This is a genomic window from Kitasatospora sp. NPDC023385 (assembly GCF_055664045.1).
The window spans coordinates 191,308-211,632 of the sequence record NZ_JBVOOL010000007.1 but is presented as its reverse complement, the minus strand read 5'-3'; the positions used below and the strand labels follow the sequence as shown (position 1 = coordinate 211,632).

The 20,325-nt window shown below is 74.2% G+C and carries 18 protein-coding genes and 1 pseudogene; 9 read left to right on the top strand and 10 right to left on the bottom strand.

The features are described from left to right. Positions 1 to 51: 51 nt before the first annotated feature. From AC0B61_RS14205 to AC0B61_RS14195, 3 genes are all read right to left on the bottom strand, one after another. Positions 52 to 567 carry a pyridoxamine 5'-phosphate oxidase family protein gene (locus AC0B61_RS14205; protein ID WP_471740928.1) on the bottom strand — a complete coding sequence of 172 codons (516 nt, stop codon included), beginning with the start codon at positions 565 to 567 and terminating at the stop codon, positions 52 to 54. 194 nt (positions 568 to 761) lie between these two features. Then, positions 762 to 1,433 carry a phosphatase PAP2 family protein gene (locus tag AC0B61_RS14200; RefSeq protein WP_471740927.1) on the bottom strand — a complete coding sequence of 224 codons (672 nt, stop codon included), beginning with the start codon at positions 1,431 to 1,433 and terminating at the stop codon, positions 762 to 764. Next, positions 1,430 to 2,098, bottom strand: coding sequence for a DedA family protein (locus AC0B61_RS14195; protein ID WP_471740926.1), 669 nt, complete (start codon positions 2,096 to 2,098; stop codon positions 1,430 to 1,432). Before AC0B61_RS14195 ends, AC0B61_RS14200 begins: the two co-directional genes overlap by 4 nt. Positions 2,099 to 2,242: 144 nt before the next feature. Here AC0B61_RS14195 and AC0B61_RS14190 point away from each other — a divergent pair. The 3 genes and pseudogenes from AC0B61_RS14190 to AC0B61_RS14180 all read left to right on the top strand — a co-directional run. Beyond that, positions 2,243 to 2,599: pseudogene (locus AC0B61_RS14190) on the top strand (BlaI/MecI/CopY family transcriptional regulator); the annotation flags it as partial. A 134-nt stretch (positions 2,600 to 2,733) separates the two neighbouring features. Further along, positions 2,734 to 3,831, top strand: coding sequence for a M56 family metallopeptidase (locus AC0B61_RS14185; RefSeq protein WP_471740925.1), 1,098 nt, complete (start codon positions 2,734 to 2,736; stop codon positions 3,829 to 3,831). Positions 3,832 to 3,987: 156 nt separating this feature from the next. Next, entirely contained in the window at positions 3,988 to 5,427 is a 1,440-nt protein-coding gene (locus AC0B61_RS14180; RefSeq protein ID WP_471740924.1) for a GAF domain-containing protein, read from the top strand. An 83-nt stretch (positions 5,428 to 5,510) separates the two neighbouring features. Here the strand turns inward: AC0B61_RS14180 and AC0B61_RS14175 are convergent, their stop codons facing one another. Further along, positions 5,511 to 6,011 carry an SsgA family sporulation/cell division regulator gene (locus tag AC0B61_RS14175; RefSeq protein WP_471740923.1) on the bottom strand — a complete coding sequence of 167 codons (501 nt, stop codon included), beginning with the start codon at positions 6,009 to 6,011 and terminating at the stop codon, positions 5,511 to 5,513. Between the two features lie 328 nt (positions 6,012 to 6,339). On the opposite strand from AC0B61_RS14175, the gene AC0B61_RS14170 reads away from it, so the two are divergent. From AC0B61_RS14170 to AC0B61_RS14155, 4 genes are all read left to right on the top strand, one after another. Beyond that, the gene (locus AC0B61_RS14170) at positions 6,340 to 7,659 is read left to right on the top strand and encodes a hypothetical protein (protein ID WP_471740922.1); all 1,320 of its coding nucleotides are present in this window, start codon (positions 6,340 to 6,342) and stop codon (positions 7,657 to 7,659) included. Positions 7,660 to 7,860: 201 nt separating this feature from the next. Next, entirely contained in the window at positions 7,861 to 9,177 is a 1,317-nt protein-coding gene (locus AC0B61_RS14165) for a TerD family protein (protein WP_471741048.1), read from the top strand. A 169-nt stretch (positions 9,178 to 9,346) separates the two neighbouring features. Further along, on the top strand, positions 9,347 to 10,327 hold the full coding sequence (locus tag AC0B61_RS14160) for an SGNH/GDSL hydrolase family protein (protein ID WP_471740921.1): 981 nt from the start codon (positions 9,347 to 9,349) through the stop codon (positions 10,325 to 10,327). 32 nt (positions 10,328 to 10,359) lie between these two features. Then, on the top strand, positions 10,360 to 10,848 hold the full coding sequence (locus tag AC0B61_RS14155; RefSeq protein WP_471740920.1) for a GNAT family N-acetyltransferase: 489 nt from the start codon (positions 10,360 to 10,362) through the stop codon (positions 10,846 to 10,848). 48 nt (positions 10,849 to 10,896) lie between these two features. Here AC0B61_RS14155 and AC0B61_RS14150 read toward each other — a convergent pair whose 3' ends face one another. Beyond that, on the bottom strand, positions 10,897 to 11,589 hold the full coding sequence (locus tag AC0B61_RS14150) for an RraA family protein (protein WP_471740919.1): 693 nt from the start codon (positions 11,587 to 11,589) through the stop codon (positions 10,897 to 10,899). Positions 11,590 to 11,737: 148 nt separating this feature from the next. Here AC0B61_RS14150 and AC0B61_RS14145 point away from each other — a divergent pair, with 148 nt between their 5' ends. Beyond that, on the top strand, positions 11,738 to 12,082 hold the full coding sequence (locus tag AC0B61_RS14145) for a hypothetical protein (protein ID WP_471740918.1): 345 nt from the start codon (positions 11,738 to 11,740) through the stop codon (positions 12,080 to 12,082). Here AC0B61_RS14145 and AC0B61_RS14140 read toward each other — a convergent pair. From AC0B61_RS14140 to AC0B61_RS14125, 4 genes are all read right to left on the bottom strand, one after another. Further along, positions 12,007 to 12,936 (bottom strand): proline dehydrogenase family protein, encoded by a 930-nt coding sequence (locus AC0B61_RS14140; RefSeq protein ID WP_471740917.1) that lies wholly within the window; start codon positions 12,934 to 12,936, stop codon positions 12,007 to 12,009. The two genes, AC0B61_RS14145 and AC0B61_RS14140, sit on opposite strands and share 76 nt — an antisense overlap. A gap of 163 nt (positions 12,937 to 13,099) precedes the next feature. Next, positions 13,100 to 14,728 (bottom strand): L-glutamate gamma-semialdehyde dehydrogenase, encoded by a 1,629-nt coding sequence (pruA, locus tag AC0B61_RS14135; protein WP_471740916.1) that lies wholly within the window; start codon positions 14,726 to 14,728, stop codon positions 13,100 to 13,102. A gap of 176 nt (positions 14,729 to 14,904) precedes the next feature. Beyond that, positions 14,905 to 16,245, bottom strand: a complete 1,341-nt coding sequence (locus AC0B61_RS14130) for an FAD-dependent oxidoreductase (protein ID WP_471740915.1) — start codon at positions 16,243 to 16,245, stop codon at positions 14,905 to 14,907. Further along, entirely contained in the window at positions 16,242 to 16,838 is a 597-nt protein-coding gene (locus tag AC0B61_RS14125; protein WP_471740914.1) for a PadR family transcriptional regulator, read from the bottom strand. The genes AC0B61_RS14130 and AC0B61_RS14125 overlap by 4 nt, the downstream gene beginning before the upstream one ends. Positions 16,839 to 17,006: 168 nt before the next feature. On the opposite strand from AC0B61_RS14125, the gene AC0B61_RS14120 reads away from it, so the two are divergent. Continuing rightward, entirely contained in the window at positions 17,007 to 18,608 is a 1,602-nt protein-coding gene (locus AC0B61_RS14120) for a PucR family transcriptional regulator (RefSeq protein ID WP_471740913.1), read from the top strand. Positions 18,609 to 18,650: 42 nt separating this feature from the next. Here AC0B61_RS14120 and AC0B61_RS14115 read toward each other — a convergent pair whose 3' ends face one another. After that, positions 18,651 to 20,168 carry an alkaline phosphatase PhoX gene (locus AC0B61_RS14115; protein ID WP_471740912.1) on the bottom strand — a complete coding sequence of 506 codons (1,518 nt, stop codon included), beginning with the start codon at positions 20,166 to 20,168 and terminating at the stop codon, positions 18,651 to 18,653. Positions 20,169 to 20,325 lie beyond the last annotated feature (157 nt).

Here is a 20,325-nt window from a genome sequence, read left to right as displayed (position 1 = left end):
GCCAACATGACGGGTTCGTCCAGGGCGGCCGGGGCGGCCGAGCCCCGGACCCTAGGACCGCGCCACCCGCGCCCGCAGGTAGTTCCGCCGCCCGAAGTTGGGCTCGTCGACCGCCGTCAGCTCCTCCACCTGGAACCGGTACAGCGCCGCCGCCCCGCCCCCGGTGAGGAACTGGCGCCGGACGTCCTCGTCCTGCGCGAAGCCCGGGTAGCGCCCCTGGTACGCGGCCAGCGCCGCCTGCGCCTGCCGGCCCCAGGCCTCGCTCGCGCTGCCGGTCAGCTGTAGTCCGCGCAGCTGTTCGCCGAAGGCGGGCGGCGGCAGGAAGACGGTGGCCGCGGCCCGGGCCTCCTCGGCCAGGTGGTGGCTGTGCCGGGTGGAGCGCTCGCTGACGAAGTAGAGGACGAGGTCGTCGTCGTACGCGAAGAAGGCCAGGTTGGCGTGCGGCCCGTGTTCGTGGCCGGCCGTGGCGAGGGTGAGCACCATGGCCTCCGCGAGCAGGCCCTCGACGCCCTTGCGCAGCAGGTCGCCGGGCCAGTCCCCCTGCGTGATGTCGAGTCTGTACGGCATTCGGCACTCCCTCCGCTGGCACGCCCCGCGGCGCCCCTCGCGCCCCGGGCACGACTGAGCCGGGCGGGCGCCTCCGGAGGAGGCCCCACGCCCGGCTCACATGCTCTACCCGCCACCCCGGCCGGACAAGGGCCGAGGAATCGACGGGATCAGCGGAATCTGCGGGTTCTGCGCAATCGAAAAGATCCGCGGGATCAGTGCCGCTGCGCCCCGTACGGCGCGTAGCCGTGCGCGGCCACCGGCTGCTCCCCCGGCCCGAGCAGTGGCCGCAGCGCGCCGGAGCGCATCCGGTCGACCAGCGGCCCGCAGCGCCCGGCGAGCGGCGCCAGCACCACCGCGACCAGCAGGCCGACGAGCGCGCCCACCGCCACGTCGTGCGGGTAGTGCACGCCGACCCAGACCCGGGAGGCGGCCATCAGCACCGCGAAGAGTCCGGCGATCCAGCCGAGCCGCCGGTTGACGAACCAGAGCGAGGCCGCGGCGGCGAAGGCGATCACCGAGTGGTTGCTGGGGAAGGACCAGTCGCCGGTGCCCGGGCAGGTCTCCAGGGAGACGCTGCCGGGGATCTGGGCGCAGGGCCGGATCTCCTCGACCATGCTCTTGAGCACCGAGTTGACGCTGTACGCGATGACCACGATCACCGGCGAGGCCAGCACCTTGGCCATCACCGCCGCGTCGGCGCCGCGCGCCCGCCACCATGCCCAGAGCATGAAGAGCGCGAACAGTCCGAGACCGATCGCGGACCAGACCTTGATCAGGTCGTCCAGCCAGTGCGGGGCCGACTGCGCCCACCCGTTGATGCGGGTGTAGAGGCTGCCGTCGATACCGCTGCCGTCGTAGACGGCCAGGGCTCGGGAGGGCGTCACATGTCACCTCCGTGACGGGGCGCCTTACGGGCGCGGAACAGTTCGAGAACAATGGGGAGCACGGAGACAACTACTACCAGACCGATGATCGGCAGCAGATACTGGTCGATCCCCGGTACCGACGCGCCGAGCCCGTACCCGGCGAGGACCACGCCGACCGTCCAGACCGCGCCTCCGGCGACCTGCCAGACGGTGAACGAGCGGACCGGCACGTCGAGCACGCCGCAGAGCGGATTGAGCACCGTTCGGACTACCGGGATGAAGCGGGCGAGCACGATCGCCTTGCCGTGCCCGTACTTGGCCAGCAGTTCCTCGGCCCGTACGACGCCGTCCAGCAGGCTCCGCCGTTTCGTGCGGCGCAGCAGCGCCCGTCCGCCGCGCCGGCCGATCAGGTAGCCGACCTGGGCTCCGACCAGCGCCCCGACCAGGGCGGCGGGCAGCACCTGCCAGAGTTCCAGCTGCGGCCCCTTGGTGGCGCCGGGCACGCACAGCAGGCCGGCGGTGAACAGCAGCGAGTCGCCGGGCAGGAAGAAGCCGACCAGGAGGCCGGTCTCAGCGAACAGCACCACGGCGATGCCGAGCGCGCCGAACGCGGCGAGCAGTGAGGACGCGTCCAGCGGGTTCAGCGCGAGGTGAACGGCCGGATCGACGGGCAACTGGAGCAAGGCTGACGGACCTCCCGTACGTTGGGGGGCGGTTCTGCGCGGAACCGGCCCGGAGTGGCGGTCCGCGGCGGAACACGCCCCGACCGTCTACAGTCACGTAGACGGTCTACGTGACTGTAGACGAAACTTGGAGGAAACGCCGCCATGCCCGACGTACCGTCCGCCCGCCGGCCCGCCGGGGAGCTGGAGGCCGAGGTGCTGGCCGCCCTCTGGTCGGCCCGGCAGCCGATGACGCCGCAGGACGTCCAGGCGGCGCTCGGCGGGGACCTCGCCCGCACCACGATCGCGACGATCCTGGCCCGGCTGCACGACAAGGCGACGGTCGAACGCACCCGGGCCGGCCGCGCCTACGCCTACACCCCGACCGTCCAGGACACCGCCGGGCTGGCCGCCCGCCGGATGCACACCGAACTGGGCCGCGAGGCCGACCGCTCCACCGTGCTGGCCCGCTTCGTCTCCGACCTCTCCGCCGAGGACGAGCAGCTGCTGCGCGACCTGCTCGGCGACGGCGCCACCGAACTCGGCATCGAGGCCCTCAGCGGCACAGGACCGGACGCCCCGCAGCCGAATGCCCCGCAGCTGGGTGCACCACATCCGGACGCCCCGGGGTCGGGCGTACCGGGGGTGGCCGACCGATGATGATCACCGTCTGGGCCCCGCTGCTGCTGCCGTTCCTGGCCGCCCCGCTGGCCCGCCGCCTCGCCGAGGCGCTGTCGCCCCGGGCCGCCTCCTGGATGCTGGCCGCCAGCGCCGCCGTCCTGGCCTGCGGCACGCTCTGCTCGCTCGGCCTGCTCGCCACCGCCGGGCTGCTCCAGCTGCCGCCGGTCGCCGCCCTCGGCCACCTCTCGCTGCCGTGGCTCACCGCGGCCGCGCCGGACGCCCCGTTCGCCGCCGCCGCGGCCGCCCTCACGCTCGCCGTCCTGACCGCGCTGGCGACGCGCACCGCCCGCCGTCGGCGGCTGGAACTGCGCACCGCCCGGGCCTGCCTCCCGCCCGACGACCAGCATCCGGACATGCGCCCCCGGCGCGCCTCCGTGCGCCGCTCGCGCCCCCCGGAGCGATGGACCGCCCGACTGCGGTCCGCGGAGACCCCCATGGAGTCCCCGCTCACCGCCCTCCTGCAGCCCGCCGAGCCCCCGCTCACCGTCCTGGACGACGAGCGCGCCGACGCCTTCGCCCTGCCCGGCCGCCTGCGCCGCCCCGGCCGAGCGGGCGAGCCCGGCCGGATCGTGGTCACCTCCGGCATGCTGCGCGCCCTCGGCGGCCCTGAGCGCTCCGCCCTGCTCGCGCACGAGCGGGCCCACCTGACCGCCCGCCACCATGTCTTCCTCGCCCTCGCCGAGCACGCCGCCGGTGTCCACCCGGCGCTCCGCCCGCTGCGCGCGCCCCTCGGGTACCACCTGGAGCGCTGGGCCGACGAGGTGGCGGCGGCCCAGGTCGGCGACCGCGCCGTGACCGCCCGCGCAGTCGGCCGGGCCGCGCTCGCCGCGCACCGCTCCCCCCGGCCGGCCCGGCCCGGACTGGCCCCGGCGGCCCACTCCGGTCCGGTGCCGCGCCGGGTCGCCGCCCTGCTCCAGCCCCGTCCGGCCGCCGAGCCCGGCACCCGGCTGCGGGCCGTCGCGCTGGCCCTGGCGGTCTGCCTGGCGCTGAGCACCGGCGCCACCCTGGAGGCCACCGCCGACCTGCACCACACCGTCGAGGCAGCCCAGCAGGGCGCGGCCGCGCAGCACTGACCCGCGCCCGCGCCCGTACCCGTCCTCCGTACCGGCCGGTATGCGGCCGGTATGCGGACTTGGCGGACCCCGTCCCCAGGGGCCCACCGCACCCGTACTCTTTCGTCAGCGCGTCGGCCCCGACGCGACCTCGAACGGCGGCGAGGAGCGGACCGAGTGCGGCAGACCGGACGGCAGTCCCGACGACCAGAGCGCCGCACCCCGCCGACCGCGGCGGAGCTGGCGAGGGTCCACGAGCGCACTCTCGCCGACGCCGCCGTCCGGGAGCTGGCCGGGCCCGCCTCCCCCGAGGACGCGGGGCCGCCCGGCCTGCTCGAACCCCGCCCCGAGATCGGCGACTCCTGGGCCCGGCTGCGCCGCCTCGGCCTGGACCCCGACACCGGCGCGGCCGCCGTCCTGCTCGGCCCGGCCGAGCTCGAGCGGCGCCGCCGCGCCAGTGGGCTTGACGCAGTCATGCCAGTGCTGCGCCAGACCCTGCTCGAACCGACCGGCGCGGCCCCGCTGATCCTCGCCGTCGCCGACGCCGAAGGGCACGTGCTCTGGCAGGACGGCGAACGCGGCCTGCGCCGCAGCGCCGACCGGATCGGCTTCATCACCGGCGCCCGCTGGACCGAGGAGAGCGTCGGCACCAACGGCATCGCCGCCGCCCTGCGCACCCAGCGCCCGATGCACGTCCACTCCGCCGAGCACTACCTGCGCAGCCACCACTCCTGGACCTGCGTGGCCGCGCCCGTGCACGACCCCGGCACCGGGCAGCTGGTCGGCGCCGTCAACCTGAGCGGCCCGGCGCACAGCATCCGCCCGTACCTGCTCCAGCTCACCGCCACCGCCGCCCGACTCGCCGAGACCGAGCTGCGCGCCCACCGGCTGGAGGCGCTGCACCAGCTGCGCACCCTGGCCGCCCCGCTGCTCGCCCGGGTCGGCGGCCCGGCCCTGGTGGTGGACGCGGCCGGCTGGACCGCCGCCGCCACCGGGCTGCCGCCGCCCAACCGGCTGCGGGTGCCCAGCGAGGGCTGGGCACCGGCCGCCGTGCACTGGGTGCCCGGCCTCGGCGAGTGCGTGCTGGAACCGCTCGCCGACGGCTGGCTGGTGCGCCCGGTCCGCTCGCCCGAGGACGACGGCTCCGGCACGGTGAGCGCCGAACAGGCCGAGGGCGCCCGGCTCCGGCTCGACCTGCGCCGCCCGGACCGCCCCGAGCTGTCCGTCCGGGGCACGGCCGCGGGCTGGTCCCACCCGCTCAGCCCGCGCCACGCCGAACTGCTGCTCCTGCTCGCCACCGGCCGCGAGGGCAGCACCGCCGCCCAGCTCGCCGAGGCGCTGTTCGGCGACGCGGGCCGGACGGTGACGGTCCGCGCCGAGCTGTCCCGGCTGCGCCGCTACCTGGGCGGACTGCTGGCCCACCGGCCCTACCGGATAGCCGAGTCGGTGCTGGTCACCGTCGACGGACCGGAGGACCCGTACGACCTGCTGCCCGCCTCCTCGGCCCCGGCCGTCCGGCGACTGCGGGCCGCACTGGCCACCGGGGCGGTACGGCTGCCCGGCGCCGCTGCCGTCCCGCCGCCGCGCGCACCCGGGGACACCGCGCTCGGCCGCTGACCGCCAGCCGTCAGCCGCTCCACCGGCCGCCCTGCAGACCGCTCCTGCAGACCGCTCACCGGCCGCCCCGCCGACGTCCGTCCTCAGCCGCTCGCGAGCAGGGCGGCCAACTGGGCGTCGGTGGGGCCGCAGTCGCGCTCCCGCTCCTCGGAGACCAGCACGTAGGTCCGGTCCAACCAGGACTGCACCCGCGGCTTGGAGGCCTCCAACAGGGCGCTGCCGTGCGGGGATTCGAGCGCCAGGTGCAGCGTGGAGCCGTGGCACGGGCAGTACGCGGGCCACAGTTTGACGTCGCCCTGGCCGCTCAGCCCGCGCAGGCCGTCGCGCAGCAACTCGCGCGAGAACACCCAGTCGGCTTCGTCCGGGCGCCCCAGGTGGAACGTCAGCAGCACCTCGCACGGGCTGACGGCGTCGTACCGGAACCGGGTGCGCACCTCGCCGACAATCTCCTCGCCCAGCGAGATCCGCAGGGTCAGCACCTCCTCCACCGCCGCCGGAGCGGCGGTGGAGTCCTCCCCATCGCCGCCCGTGGGGGTGGCGGCGATGGGTGCACTGGAGGCTGCGGACAGCGGGTCGGGCGACATGACGGTCTCTCCGGAACGGCGGGGGATGTCCTCAGCCTGCGCCACCCGTGCCGGACGGGCAAGGGTTGCAAGGGGGTTGCAACAACCCCCGTCCGGGGCCATCGTGCCTTACCCGCTCGCGCCGGACGGAACGTCAACTTCCTTTACTCGGACGGATGTCCACGAAACGGCGGGGAGTGGTCCACGGTTCGGCCGCCCGCTGGTACGCTCTCCCCCTCCCCGGCGCGGGCCCGCGGCGGACCGGCCCTCGGCGGCCGGAGCCGGGCCCGGCGGCAGCGCGTGGGAGAATACGGCGACGCGACGGCGGCTTCGGGGAGGGAGGGGTCCGGTGGCTGTGCGCGAGGACACCGCGCGGGACGTCCGGCACGAGCCCGAACGACACGGCCGGCACGGTCGGCCGCGCCCGTTCGGCGGCCGGTTCCGACTGCCCACCCTGCGCTTCTCCGGCGCCGCGATGGCGATGTCCACCGTCGTCGGCATCAGCATCGCCACCACCCTCCTGCTCAACGAGCAACAGGGGGTCGGCCGTCGGGCCGGCGTGGCCCGGGTCGGCACCACCCCGCCGCCCACCCCTGGCGCCACCGACCAGGCCGAGGCGGTCTCCGCGCAGACCCCGACGGCCACCCGGCCCCCGGCGCGCCCGTCCACGCACCCCGCGGCCCACCCCTCGGGCGCGGCACCGGTCGCGGCCACCCCGCCCGCCCCCCGCCCGGCCGCCCCGTCGGGCCCGATCGGCGGCCAGGCCGCCGCCGAACAGGGCCCCCCGCCGCCCGGGGCGCTGCCGGCCGGCACCGAGGCCGGCGCACCGGCGCCGACCGGACCCTCGCCCGCCGCCCAGCCCCAGGGGCCGGCCGCAGCCGCCGGCCAGCCAGCGCCCGGCGAGTCGCCGAACGCGCCCGGCCTGAAGACGCCCGAGTCCACCCGCCCCGGACCGCCGCCCGCCACGACCGTCCCGGGCGCCGGTCCAGCCCCGACCGACTCGACCCCGACCGGCCCGAGCGGCCCAGCCCCGACCGGACCCGGCGGCGACGCGGCCGCCCCCGGCGCAGCCGGCCCTGGCGCGGCCGACCCCGGCGCGGCGGACCCCGACGCCGACCACGCCCTGTCCGGCGTCTCCCTGGTCGCCCCGCTCGGCCGCGACGGCCTGCGGCACGAACTCGGCCTCACCGTGACCGAGCCGGTCACCGCGCTGCAGGCCGAATTCCGGCTCGCACCAGGCGAGTCGGCCACCGGCACCGGCGCCGCCTGGACCGACCTGCCGGGCGCCGTGGTCACCGCCCAGCAGGAGCGCGGCACCCTGGTCTACCGCTTCACCACACCGCCCGGCACCGACGTCCGGCCCGGCTACTACACCTTCGGCGTGCGCGGCGCCCGCCCGTCCGCCGACTCGTCCGCCGACCCGTCCACGGCCCGCAAGGCGCCCCCGGCGGAGAGCTGGAGCGCCGCCGCCTTCGCCATCGACCACCCGCGCGCGGTCGCCGCGCTCGGCGGCTTCGGCCCCACCCCGCCGCAGCCCACCCCACCGCAGCCCGCGCCGTCGCTGCCCGCGCAGTCACAGCCCACCCCGTCGCTGCCCGCCCCGCGGACCCCCGGTGTCTCCCCGGCCCCCGGCCTCTCGGCCGCCTCGACGGCCCCCGCGTCCCGCTGACGGCCGGGCCGCCCGACGGCCCGCCGTGACAACACCTCAAGCTGCGGACTCTCCAGCTGTCCGACGATCCGACAGCTGACCTGCCCGGACGGGCGCATCTCCGCACCCTCGTTCGTTACTGTGGGCAGCACCCGGCCGGGCCCCACGGCCCCTGCCCGGGGCCGCCGTTCCGCACCCGAGGAGGAGTCCGTGCCCACCGTCCTGACCCAAGGCGGCAACGCACCGCTGACCGCCGCGCGAGTGACCGTCGAGGTCAGCGCGCCCAAGGCGCTGGACGTCTCCGGCCTGCTGCTGACCGACGCCGGGAAGGTCCGCTCGGACGACGACTTCGTCTTCTTCAACGCCCCGAACGGCCCCGGTGTCAACCACCGCCCGGCCACCGCCGGCAGTCCCGACGCGATCACCGTGGACACCCGGGCCGTCCCGGCGGAGATCACCAAGATCGCGGTCACCGCGAGCCCGGCCGACCAGGCCTCCACCTTCGCCGGGATGGAGCCCACCGCCACCGTCCGCGACGCCGACAGCGGCGAGGTCCTGGTCACCTTCACCCCGCCCCGGCTCGGCCTGGAGACCGCGCTGATCGTGGTCGAGGTCTACCTCCGCAACGGCGTCTGGAAGGTGCGGGCGGTCGGACAGGGCTACGCCGACGGGCTGGCGGGCATCGCCACCGACTTCGGCGTCACCGTCGACGACTCCCCGGCCGCCCCGCCCCAGGCCCCGAGCGCCCCGCCGGCCGCCCCGCCCGCACCCCCGGTCCCGGCGCCGACCCCCACCCCGGCCGACGCCACCCTCCAGCTCCCCTTCCCGCCCGCGCCCCCCGCACCCCCCACGGCCCCTCCCGGCGCCACCCCGGTCGACCCGCGGATCGTCCTCGCCACCGGCTCCCACCCGCTACCTCCGACCGCACCGCCGACCGCGCCCCCGGCCCAGGCCGCGCCCACCAAGATCACCCTGGACAAGGGCCGGGTCAACCTGGTCAAGGGCAGCTCCGTCTCCCTGGTCAAGAACGGCCGCCCCTTCCTCTCCTCGGTCCGGATGGCCCTCGGCTGGCAGCCCGCCGCCCGCGGCCGCAGCGTCGACCTGGACGCCTCCTGCCTGGCCTTCGACGCCCGCCACAAGCGGCTGGAGACGGCCTGGTTCATGAAGCTGAACATCTTCAACGGCGCCATCGCCCACTCCGGCGACAACCTCACCGGCGGTGGCGACGGCGACGACGAGCTGATCACCGTCCACCTGGAGGGCCTGCCCGCCGAGGTCCACGGACTGGTCTTCGTCGTCAACTCCTTCTCCGGCCAGAAGTTCACCGACGTGAAGGACGCCTACTGCCGCCTCCTGGACGCCCGGACGAACGAGGAACTGGTCCGCTTCGACCTCACCCACTCCGAGCCGCACACCGGCGTGGTGATGTGCAAGCTGGTCCGCCGCCCGTCCGGCGAGTGGGAGATGACGGCGCTCGGCGAGTACGTCGACGGCAAGACCGCCCGGGCGATGATCGAGCCCGCCGCCGCCCTGCTCTGACCCCCGCCGCCACGACCCTCGACGTCACGACCCGCAGCGCCACGACCCTCGACGTCACCGCCACGACCCCGATTTCACCCGCCTGAGGCATCAAGTCGTCCACGCACCGACTCGATTGACTCTCAGGGGGGTGAAATCGCACTCTCCCCGCACCCGCTGAGGAGAGACCGTGCCACGATTCCTGTCCCGCCTCGCCGTCGCCGGTACCGCCGCCGTACTCGCCGCCGGACTGATCACCCCCACCACCGCCCAGGCCGCCGCCAAGCCGTCCGCCCGCGCCCAGCGGCTCGCCTGGGCCGCCCTGGGCGACTCCTACACCGCCGGAGTCATCGAGGCCGCCGGCGACGAGACGGCGCCCCGCGACGGCTGCGCCCGCACCGCCGGTTCCTACCCCGAGGTCGTCCGGCGCGACCTCGGCTCCCTCGTCGACCTGCGCAACGTCAGCTGCAGCGGCGCCACCACCGAGAACGTGTACGCGACCAAGCTCTCCCCGCTCGGCCGCCCGCTCCCGCCCCTGGGCTCGGACCCGAACGCCCCCTACCCGCCCGTCCCGCCGCAGACCGACGCGGTCGGCCCGGCCACGAATCTGATCACCGTCGGGATCGGCGGCAACGACCTCGGCTTCGCCGACGTCCTCAAGGACTGCATCGAACTGGGCGCCGCGAGCCTCGGCCAGGGCACGCCGTGCAAGGACGCGTACGACGCCGGACTGCCCGGCCGCCTCGCCGGACTGGGCAACGGCTACGACCGGATGCTCACCGCGCTGCACAGCAAGGCCCCGGCCGCCAAGGTCCTCACCGTCGGTTATCCGCACCTCGTCCCCGAGACCGCCGGTCTGTGCCGGTACGGCGACCCGCTGCAGTTCGCCACGTTCACCACCGGCGACCTCGCCTGGGCCCGCACCGCGATCCTGGAGCCGCTCAACGCGACCATCGCGCAGCGCACCGCCGCCCACGGCGACACCTTCGTGGACCTCTACCCCTCCACCGCCGGGCACAGCGTCTGCGACCCCGACCACTGGCTGGACGGCGTGCTGACCAGCGTCATCCCGCTGAAGTACGCGGTGGTGCACCCGAACGCCAAGGGCCAGGCCAACGCCGCGGCCCGGGTCGAGGCCGCCGTCCTCGGCAGCCGAACCGAAAACCAGTAGCCCGACGCGAGGTTACGGACCATCCTGGTCGGGTGATCATCCGTGAAGCCACCCCCGAGGACTGGCCCGGCATCTGGCCCTTCTTCCGGGCCATCGTCGCCGCCGGCGAGACCTTCCCCTACCCCCTCGACATGTCCTCCGAGCTCGGCCGGGAGTGGTGGATGCACACCGCCCCCGACCGCACGGTGGTCGCGGTGGACGACGACGGGCGGATCGTCGGCACCGCCACCATGAACCGGAACCGCCCGGGCAACGGCGGCCACGTCGCCAGTGCCAGTTACATGGTCGATCCGGAGCAGCACGGCCGGGGCATCGGGCGGGCCCTGGTCGAGCACAGCCTCGACTGGGCCCGCCGCGCGGGATTCCGCGCCATGCAGTTCAACGCGGTGGTCGCCACCAACCACCACGCCGTGCGGCTCTACCGGTCGCTCGGCTTCGAGATCGTCGGCACCGTCCCCGAGGCCTTCCACCACCCGGTTGACGGCTACGTCGGCCTGCACGTCATGTACCGCCCGCTGTAAGCCCACCCGCCCGATAAGCGCGACAGGCCGGGTACGGCAGTCGCCCCGCTACTCCTCGATCGCCCCGCCGACCCGTCGCAGGTGCCGCCGGAAGCTGTACGACGGGTCGGCGGCGCGCCGCTCCAGGTACTCGTCGAAGGCGGTCTGCCTGCGCAGCGTGTCACCGGAGGCGATCCGTTCGGCCTGCACGCGCTCGGTCCGGGCGATCGCACCGGCGGTCTCCACCACCTCCTCGACCCGGTCGGCCGGAACGAACAGCACCCCGTCCGCGTCGGCGAACACCACGTCCTCGGCACTCACCGCGTGCGGGCCGAACCGCGCCGACAGCAGCGCCTCCGGCTCCCGGGCGTCCAGCCGCACCGGCCCGAGCGGCAGCGCGCCGTAGCTGAACACCGGCAGTCCGATCTCCAGCAGCTCGGCGGTGTCCCGGTGCAGCCCCCACACCACGATCCCGGCCACCCCGGAGGCCCGCGCCTCCAGCACCGCGAGGTCCCCGATGCAGGCCTCGTCCGTCCGCCCGCCGTTGTCGATCACCAGCACGTCACCGTCCCGGGCGGCCCCGTACGCCTCCAGGAACACGTCCACGCTCCCGTAGTGCCGCACCGGCAGCACCCGGCCCGCCACCCGGGCCCCCGGCGCCACCCCGCCGATCCCCACCGGCGCCGCCCGGAGCCCCACCCCGACCCGTACGCACGCATCCGCCACCAACGGCGTCGACAGCCCTGCGAACTCCTTCAGCATCCCCAACCCCTCTCGTGGAAAGCCCAGTTCACCAGCACCGGATCCTATGCCGGGCCCTCAAGCTCACACCATCGAGTGAAGGTCCGCCGGGCATTGCAGAACCCGGCCCGACGGTGACTAGCGTGACGCCATCCGAAGGAGGGGCATCATGAGTGCTGTGGCGCATGAGAAACCAGTCGCCGTCTCCCCGACGCAGGAGGACATCCTGCTGGAGAGCGAGAAGTCGCAGGTCATCCTCTTCGGCAAGCCCCACCGTGACGAGTACACCGAAGTCCGCCTGGCCGCCTTCGGCGAACCGCTCGCCCTCCCCGCCCCGTTCGACTTCGAGCTGGACACCAAGCCCTTCCTCTGGAAACCAGGGAACGGCCCGCACCCCCCGTCAAGGGTGCGGGCCGTTCCGTTGCCTGGCCGCCGGCGTCAGCCGCGGGTGGCCATGGCGCGCAGGAAGAAGGTGAGGTTGGCCGGGCGCTCGGCGAGGCGGCGCATGAAGTAGCCGTACCATTCCTGGCCGTACGGGAGGTAGACGCGCATCGTGTTGCCCTCGCCGGCGAGGCGCAGCTGCTCCTCGGGGCGGATGCCGAAGAGCATCTGGTACTCGAAGGAGTCCCGCTTGCGGCCGTTCCACTGGGCGAGCTGGCCGGCGATCTTGATCATGTTGGGGTCGTGCGAGGCGATCATCGGGTAGCCCTCGCCGGCCATCAGGACCTTCAGTGCGCGGACGTACGCGAGGTCGACCTCGTGCTTGCCCTGGAAGGCGACCGACTCGGGCTCCTTGTAGGCGCCCTTGCACAGGCGCACGCGCGAGCCGGGGCCGGAGAACTCGCGGCAGTCGGCCTCGGTGCGGCGCAGGTAGGCCTGGAGCACGACACCCAGCCAGGGGAAGTCCGCCCGCAGCTCGCGGGCGATGGCGAGGGTGGAGTCGGTGGTGGTGTGGTCCTCCATGTCGAGGGTCACCGTGGTGCCCGCGTCGGCGGCGGCTTCGCAGATGCGGCGGGCGTTCTCCAGCGCGATCTTCTCGCCGTCCACCGGGAGGAACTGGCCGACGGCCGACAGCTTGACCGACACCTCGGCGCCGGCCGCGAGGCCGGTCTCCTTGAGGGCCTTGAGCAGGTGCTCGTAGGCCTCGGCGGTGCCGGCGGCCTGGGCGGCGTCCTGGGTGTCCTCGCCGAGGTGGTCCAGGGTGACCTTGCGGCCGGTGGCGACCAGGTCGTCGCAGGCGGTGACCGCGTCGTCGAGGGCCTCGCCCGCGACGAAGCGCTCGACTATCGCGTGGGTCGGCGGGAACTTCTCGACGACGGTGCGGACCTGCGGCGACCGGGAGGCCGCGAGAAGGGCGGAACGGAGCATCGTGACTCCTGGAGCTGGTGTTTCCAAGGGTGGCAGAAAGAGGGCCGGGGCGGCGGGCACGGGGGTGGGCGCGCCGCCCCGGCGGGGCCACGCGCCGGCTGCGGGGCCGGGCGTGGCGGGTGACCGGTGGCTACGGGAGGAGCCGCGTGGTCGGGAGGGCGGGTCAGCCCATGTGCGGGTAGCGGTAGTCCGTCGGCGGGACGAAGGTCTCCTTGACCGAGCGGGTCGAGGTCCACCGCGTCAGGTTCTGCTTGGCGCCGGCCTTGTCGTTGGTGCCGGAGGCCCGGCCGCCGCCGAAGGGCTGCTGGCCGACGACGGCGCCGGTCGGCTTGTCGTTGATGTAGAAGTTGCCGGCCGCGAAGCGCAGCTTGTGCATGGCGTCCTGGGCGGCCGCGCGGTCCTGGGCGATGATCGCGCCGGTCAGGCCGTACGGCGAGACGGACTCCATCTGGGCCAGCATCTCGTCGTACTTCTCGTCCTCGTAGACGTACACGGCGAGGATCGGGCCGAAGTACTCGTCCTTGAAGTACTCGCTCGCCGGGTCCTGGCACACGAGGACGGTCGGGCGGACGAAGTAGCCGACCGAGTCGTCGTAGGTGCCGCCGGCGAGGACCTCGACCTGCGGGTCGGCCTGGGCGCGGTCGATGGCGGCCTTGTTCTTGGCGAAGGCGCGGTCGTCGATGACGGCCGACATGAAGTTGCCCAGGTCGGTCACGTCGCCCATGGTCAGGCCGTCGACCTCGGCGGCGAACTCGTCCTTCAGCCCGGTCCACAGCGAGGCCGGGACGTACGCGCGGGAGAGCGCCGAGCACTTCTGGCCCTGGAACTCGAAGGCGCCGCGGGTCATGGCGGTCTTGAGGACCTTCGGGTCCGCCGACGGGTGGGCGACCAGGAAGTCCTTGCCGCCGGTCTCGCCGACGATCCGCGGGTAGGTGCGGTAGCCGGCGATGTTCTCGCCCACCGAACGCCACAGGTGCTGGAAGGTGGCGGTGGAGCCGGTGAAGTGGATGCCGGCCAGCGACGGGTGCTTCAGCGCGACCTCGGAGACGGCCAGGCCGTCGCCGGTCACCATGTTGATGACGCCCTTGGGCAGGCCGGCCTCCTCCAGCAGCTGCATCAGCAGGTGCGCGGAGAACTGCTGGGTCGGGGACGGCTTCCAGAGCACCACGTTGCCCATCAGCGCGGGCGCGGTCGGCAGGTTGCCGGCGATCGCGGTGAAGTTGAACGGGGTGATCGCGTAGACGAAGCCCTCGAGCGGGCGGTGGTCGCTGCGGTTCCACACGCCGTCCGAGGAGATCGGCTGCTCGGCCATGATCTGGCGGGCGAAGTGCACGTTGAAGCGCAGGAAGTCGACCAGCTCGCAGGGGGTGTCGATCTCGGCCTGCTGGGCGGTCTTGGACTGGCCGAGCATGGTGGCGGCGGCCAGGGTCTCGCGCCACGGGCCGGCCAGCAGGTCGGCGGCCTTGAGGAAGATCGCGGCGCGGGAGTCGAAGGAGAGCGCCTGCCAGGCCGGGGCTGCGGCCAGGGCAGTGTCGATGGCGTCCTGCGCGTCGGCCTGGGTGGCGTTGCGCAGGGTGCCGAGCCGAGCCGCGTGGTTGTGCGGCTGGACGACGTGGATCTCGGTGCCGCCGCCCATCCGGCGTTCACCGTTGATCGTCATGGTCAGCTGGACCGGCTCCTGGCCGCCCAGCTCCTTCAGCTTGGCCTCCAGACGGGCCCGTTCGGGGCTCCCGGGGGCGTAGCTGTGGACCGGCTCGTTCACCGGCGCGGGGACCTGGGTCACAGCGTCCATAGAGCGCACGCTCTCCTTCGTTCAATGCGGGGGGATTGCCGGCGCGGGTCGCGCGCCGGCACAGCACGAACGCTATTCCTGGGCGCCGGGGCACTTGATTGGCCGGGCGGCTAAATTCCCCCGTACGGCGTTGTCCGGGCCGACGAAGCCGGTCACGCCGCGGTCACGACCGCCCGTCAGGCGGCCCGCCCCTGACGCCCGGACCCCGCCCCAGCACCCGCCGTCCCCTTTGCCCCCGGCGTCCCCGCCCCAGCACCCGGCGTCCCCGCCACCGGGGCCACCCGCTGCTCCCAGTCGATCCGGTAGCCGTGCACCGGCCGCAGCATCCGCTCCGGGCTCATGAAGGTCCGCATCGCGATCGGCCCGAGCAGCCGGAAGACCATCCGCCCGATCGTCCCCGAGGACTTGTGGCTGTTGGTGCGCGCCGCGTCGGCGGCGATCTTCTCGACCCGGGGCCGGCGCAGCGCCTCGTAGGCGGCGAAGGCGGCGGTGTGGTCGGGCAGGTCGCGCAGGCAGCGGGCGAGTTCGACGGCGCTCTCGACGGCGAGCGAGACGCCCTGGCCCGAGCTGTTGGACGGGGCGTGCACCGAGTCGCCGACCAGCACCATCCGGCCGCGGTACCAGTGCGGGACGGACGGCATGATCTCCAGCCGCGGGAAGGTCTCGATGGTCGCGGCGTCGGCCGTCCGCAGCACGTCCCGGGCGGGCAGGTCGTCGGCGTGCAGCTCGCGGCAGCGCCGCAGCCACTCCTGGGCGCCGAGGGCGCGGACCTGTTCCGGGGCCATCGGCTCGGGCTGCGGGATGTTGCTGAACCAGGCGGTGCCGCTGCCGTCGGCCAGGCCCCAGTAGCCGAAGAAGGCGCGGGCGCCGTTGGCGAAGTGCACGGTCTCACCGCGTCCGGCCCGGCCGGGCAGCCGGTGGGAGCTGTAGCCGCCGACGCCGAGCAGGCCGGTGTACTGGGCGGCGGGCGCGGCCGGGTCGATCAGGGTGCGGACGGTGGATCCGGTGCCGTCGGCGCCGATCAGCAGGTCGCCGGTGGCGCTGCTGCCGTCGTCGAACCGGGCGGTGATCCCGTCGGCGCCCTCCTCGGCTCCGACCAGCCGTTTTCCGTACCGCACCTCGATGCCGCTGTCCCGCAGCCGCCGCTGCAGCACCTCGTACAGTTCGGCGCGGCGCATCAGCCGGCCGCGCGGCAGGTCGGCGAGGCCGGCGAACTCGGCGAGTACGCCGCCCTTGCCGTCCTCGATCACCATCGGCCCGACGGGCTGGCCGATCCGGCCGACCTCCGCCGCCAGGCCGACGACGGCGAGGGCGCCGAGCCCGTTGGGGGCGATCATGAAGGTCCCGCCGATGCCGTCGGCGGAGGTCGGGTACGCCTCGAAGACGACCGACTCGATGCCGGCCTCTCGCAGGGCCAGCGCCATCACCGGACCGGCGATCCCGCCGCCGATGACCAGTGCCTTCTTCGCCCTGTGCGTCGCGCTCATCGCGGACTCGCTCATCGCGGACTTGCTCATCGCGGACTCCCGAAGTACTCGTTCCAGGTCCGGATGAACTCCGGCTCCTGGAGTTGGGTGATGAGGCGCCCGACGAAGGCGGTCTCGGCCTCCAGCCCGCCGACCCGGTACTCCTCCTCGATCAGGAAGAGCCAGCCGACGCCTTCGGCCGTGGCCTTGCGCAGTTCGGCCCGGATGGCCGCCACTTCGGCGGTCAGGGCGGTCTGCCGCTGCTCCAGCAGCTCCACGGCCTCGGCCGGCGGGAGCACCATGAGCAGCGACAGCGAGACCCCGAACGAGGGGTACTCGTGCTGCGGTTCGGCAACGAGTTCGCGCATCCAGTCGTGGAGCTCGGTCTTGCCCTCGGGCGTGAGGGCGTAGACGGTGCGCTCCGGCCGCTGGGTGTCGCGGACGGTCTCCTGCTCGGAGACGAACCCGGCCTTCCGCAGCTGCTCCACGACCATGTAGAGCGAGCTGCGGTTGTACTTGATGTTGCGGTCCTTGCCGTGCTCCTTGAGCCGGCGCCCCATCTCGTAGGGGTGCATCGGCTCGGCCGTGAGTTCGGCCAGGACCGCAAGGGCCAGCGGGTTCGACACCTTGCGTCGCTTCGCCATGAGAGACGTTCCTCATCACTTGGTCAGTACTGACTATCCATTCTCGGCTAGTCAGAGTCAACTATTCAGGACTGACGAACCCCAACTCTGTCCGCCCGGCTAAAATCAACCACACACCGTTGTCCGAGCAGACAGCAACGAACAGCAGACGGAGGGAGGCGGCCCCGAGTGACCACCCCCGGCCTGCCGCTCCGTCAACTGCTGATGTCCCTCGGCGAACCGCTCGTCGAACTGCAGGCCGCCCCGCTGGGCCTGGACGTCCCGGTCCGCGACGTCGCGATCCTCGACCCGGAGGACCCGCCGATCGCCGCCCCCGGCGAACTCGTCCTCGCGATCGGCGCCCGCGGCCGCGCCGCGCTCCCCGCCCTGCGCGCCGCGGGCCGGGCCGGCGCCGCCGCCGTCGCGGTCAAGCTGGACGGTCCCGGCCAGGCCGACGCCCTGCGCGAGGCCGCCACCGAGGCGGGCGTCGCCCTGCTCTCGGTGCGCCGCGAGACCCGCTGGGAGCACCTCGACTCACTGGCCCGGGCGATCATCGCCGGCCCGGACGCCCCGGACGCGCCCGGCGCCCCCGAACCCAACGCGGGCGACCTCTTCTCCCTCGCCCAGACCGTCGCCGTGCTCACCAACGGCATCGTCTCGATCGAGGACACCTCCAGCCGGGTGCTGGCCTACTCCCGCTCCTCGGACTCCGACGAGGTCGACGACCTGCGCCGGCTCTCCATCCTCGGCTGGCAGGGCCCGGAGCCGTACCTGTCCAAGCTCCGCGAGTGGGGCATCTTCCAGCACCTGCGCGGCTCGGACGCCCCGATCGCGGTCGAGCCGCACCCCGAACTCGGCCTGCGCCGCCGCCTGGCCGTCGGCATCCGCGCCGGGGCGCAGCCGCTCGGCACGATCTGGGTGCAGGAGGGCGCGCAGCCGCTGGCCCCGCTGGCCGAGCAGGCCCTGGTCGGCGCGGCCCGCGTCGCGGCCGCCCAGCTCGTGCGCCGCCGCCGGGAGCTGTCCGCCGACGTCCGGCTCACCCGGACCCTGCTCACCGGCCTGCTGGAGGGCTCCACCGGTCCCCAGTCACTCGCCACCCACCTCGGCCTGGACCTGCGCCGCCCGGCCACCGTGCTCGCGTACAGCACGCCCACCACCGAGGCGCTGCACCGCTCCGACGTCACCGGCCTGATCTCGGTGCACACCGCCGCCCGGCACCGCACCGCGCTGCTCGCCCCGCTCGAGTCCCGGGTGTACGTGCTGTTGCCCGAGCTGCCGCCCGGCCTGCCGATGACCACCGTGCGCGACTGGGCGACCGAGGTGGTGACGGCCGCCCGGGAGCACCTCGGCGTCCCGCTGCGGGCCGCGATCGGCTCGACCGTCGACGGCCTGGCCCAGGTGCCCGACTCCCGCGCGCAGGCGGACCGCATCCTGGACGCGATGGGCCGCGGCGGGGTGGACCTCGACGTCGCGGCGCTGATCGACGTCCAGGCGGAGGTGCTGGTCAGCGAGATGCTCGCCCTGCTGCAGGAGCGCGCCGGCCTGCGCGACCCCCGGCTGACCGCGCTCGCGGCGTACGACCGCCGGCACGGCACCCGACTCGCCGAGTCGGTGCTGGCCTGGCTGGACGCGCTCGGCGAGGTCCGGGTGGCCGCGGACGCCCTGCACATCCACCCCAACACCCTGCGCTACCGGGTGCGCCGCGCTGAGCAGTTGACCGGCATCGACCTCGCCCAGCCGCAGCAGCGCCTGCTGGCGATGCTGCAACTGCGGCTGCCCGCGGACGAGTGACCGCGGGCAGCCGTTCACGCGCCGGAGTTCACCGGCCGTAGCTCACCGGCCGTAGCCCTGGCCGCGCTTGTGCTCGTTCAGCCGGTGCCACGGGCCGGTGACGGCCAGCTGGATGCCCGGGGTCTGGATGTTGGCGAACAGCGTCCTGCCGTCGTCCGAGAACGTCACCCCGGTGAACTCGCTGTACTCGGGCTTCTCGGCGGAGCCGATGTTCAGCTCGTTGCGGGCGATCGGGTAGACCAGGCCGTCCTCGGTGGCGCCGAACAGGTGCGAGACACCTTCGCCGTCCTCGGCGATCACGATGCCGCCGTACGGCGAGACGGTGATGTTGTCCGGGCCGTCGTAGTTGTCGTGGTCGCCCCAGGCGTCGGTGTTGACGCCCAGCAGGACCTTGAGGGTGATGGTGCGCCGGGCCGGGCTGTAGAACCAGACCTGGCCGTCGTGCTGCAGCGGGCTCTCCGAGCGGGCGAAGCTGGAGACGAAGTAGAAGCCGCCGTCCCCCCACCACACGCCCTCCAGCTTGCGGGCGCGGGTGACTTCGCCGTCCTTGAACTGCTTGCGGACGGAGACGGTCCTGGCGTCGCGGTCCTGGACCTTGACCCAGTCCACGCCGTAGGTCGTGCCGACCTTGGTCGCGCGGGAGAGGTCGTCGACGAGCTTGCCCTGCGCGTCGAAGACCTTGAAGGCCTCCAGCACGCCGGCGTCCGCGGCGAGCGCCCGCAGCCGGTGGCGGCCGTGCTCGAAGCCGGCCGGCGGGGTCCAGCGATAGAGCAGGCCGTTGGGGTTCGAGGCGTCCTCGGTCAGGTACACGTGGCCGCGCTTCGGGTCCACCACGACGGCCTCGTGCGCGTACCGGCCGAAGGCCTTGACCGGCTGCGGGTCGCGGTTGTAGTCGTCGTCGAAGGGGTCGACCTCGAAGACGTAGCCGTGGTCCTTGGTGAAGCCGTTCTTGCCGGCCTTGTCCTCGGTCTCCTCACCGGACAGCCAGGTGCCCCACGGGGTCACGCCGCCCGCGCAGTTGGTGGCGGTGCCGGCGATGCCGACCCACTGCTCGACCGTGCCGTCCCGCCTGGCGTGCACGATGGTGCAGCCGCCGGCCGCGCCCGGGTCGTAGACGTGGCCCTCGGTCAGCGGCACCGGGTACGGCCAGTTGGCGCGGGCGCCGGACAGTTCGTGGTTGACGACCATCAGGTTGCCGCCGCGCTCGTCCTCGAAGGCGGAGGTGCCGTCGTGGTTGCTCGGGGTGAACTCGCCGGTGCGCAGCCTGGTGACGCCGGCCCGGTTCACGACCTGGTACGAGAACCCCTTCGGCAGGGCCAGCAGGCCGGCCGGGTCCTGGACCAGCGGGCCGTAGCCGACGGCGGTGCCCCCGGCCGAGTTGGTCCCGGCGGCCGCGTCGGTCCCGGCGGGCGAGGCAACCGGGGCGGTCGGGGCTTCACCGCCGGCCGGGGCGGCGATCGCACCCGGGGCGCTGGCCAGGGCCTCGGCACTGCCGGCGATCAGCACACCGGCCCCGACGAGGGTGGAACGGTTGACGAAGTCCCGGCGGGACAGCGACATGGCAGCAACTCCTGACGGATGAGCGGGGCGTCGGGGCGGGATGCCGACGCCCAGCAGGCTCCGCCGGGCGGGTGAACCCGGCATGGCGCCCACCTCACGCGCAGGAGGCCATTTGCCGACCGATGACCGACACATGACCTCCGCTTTACCAAGGCGC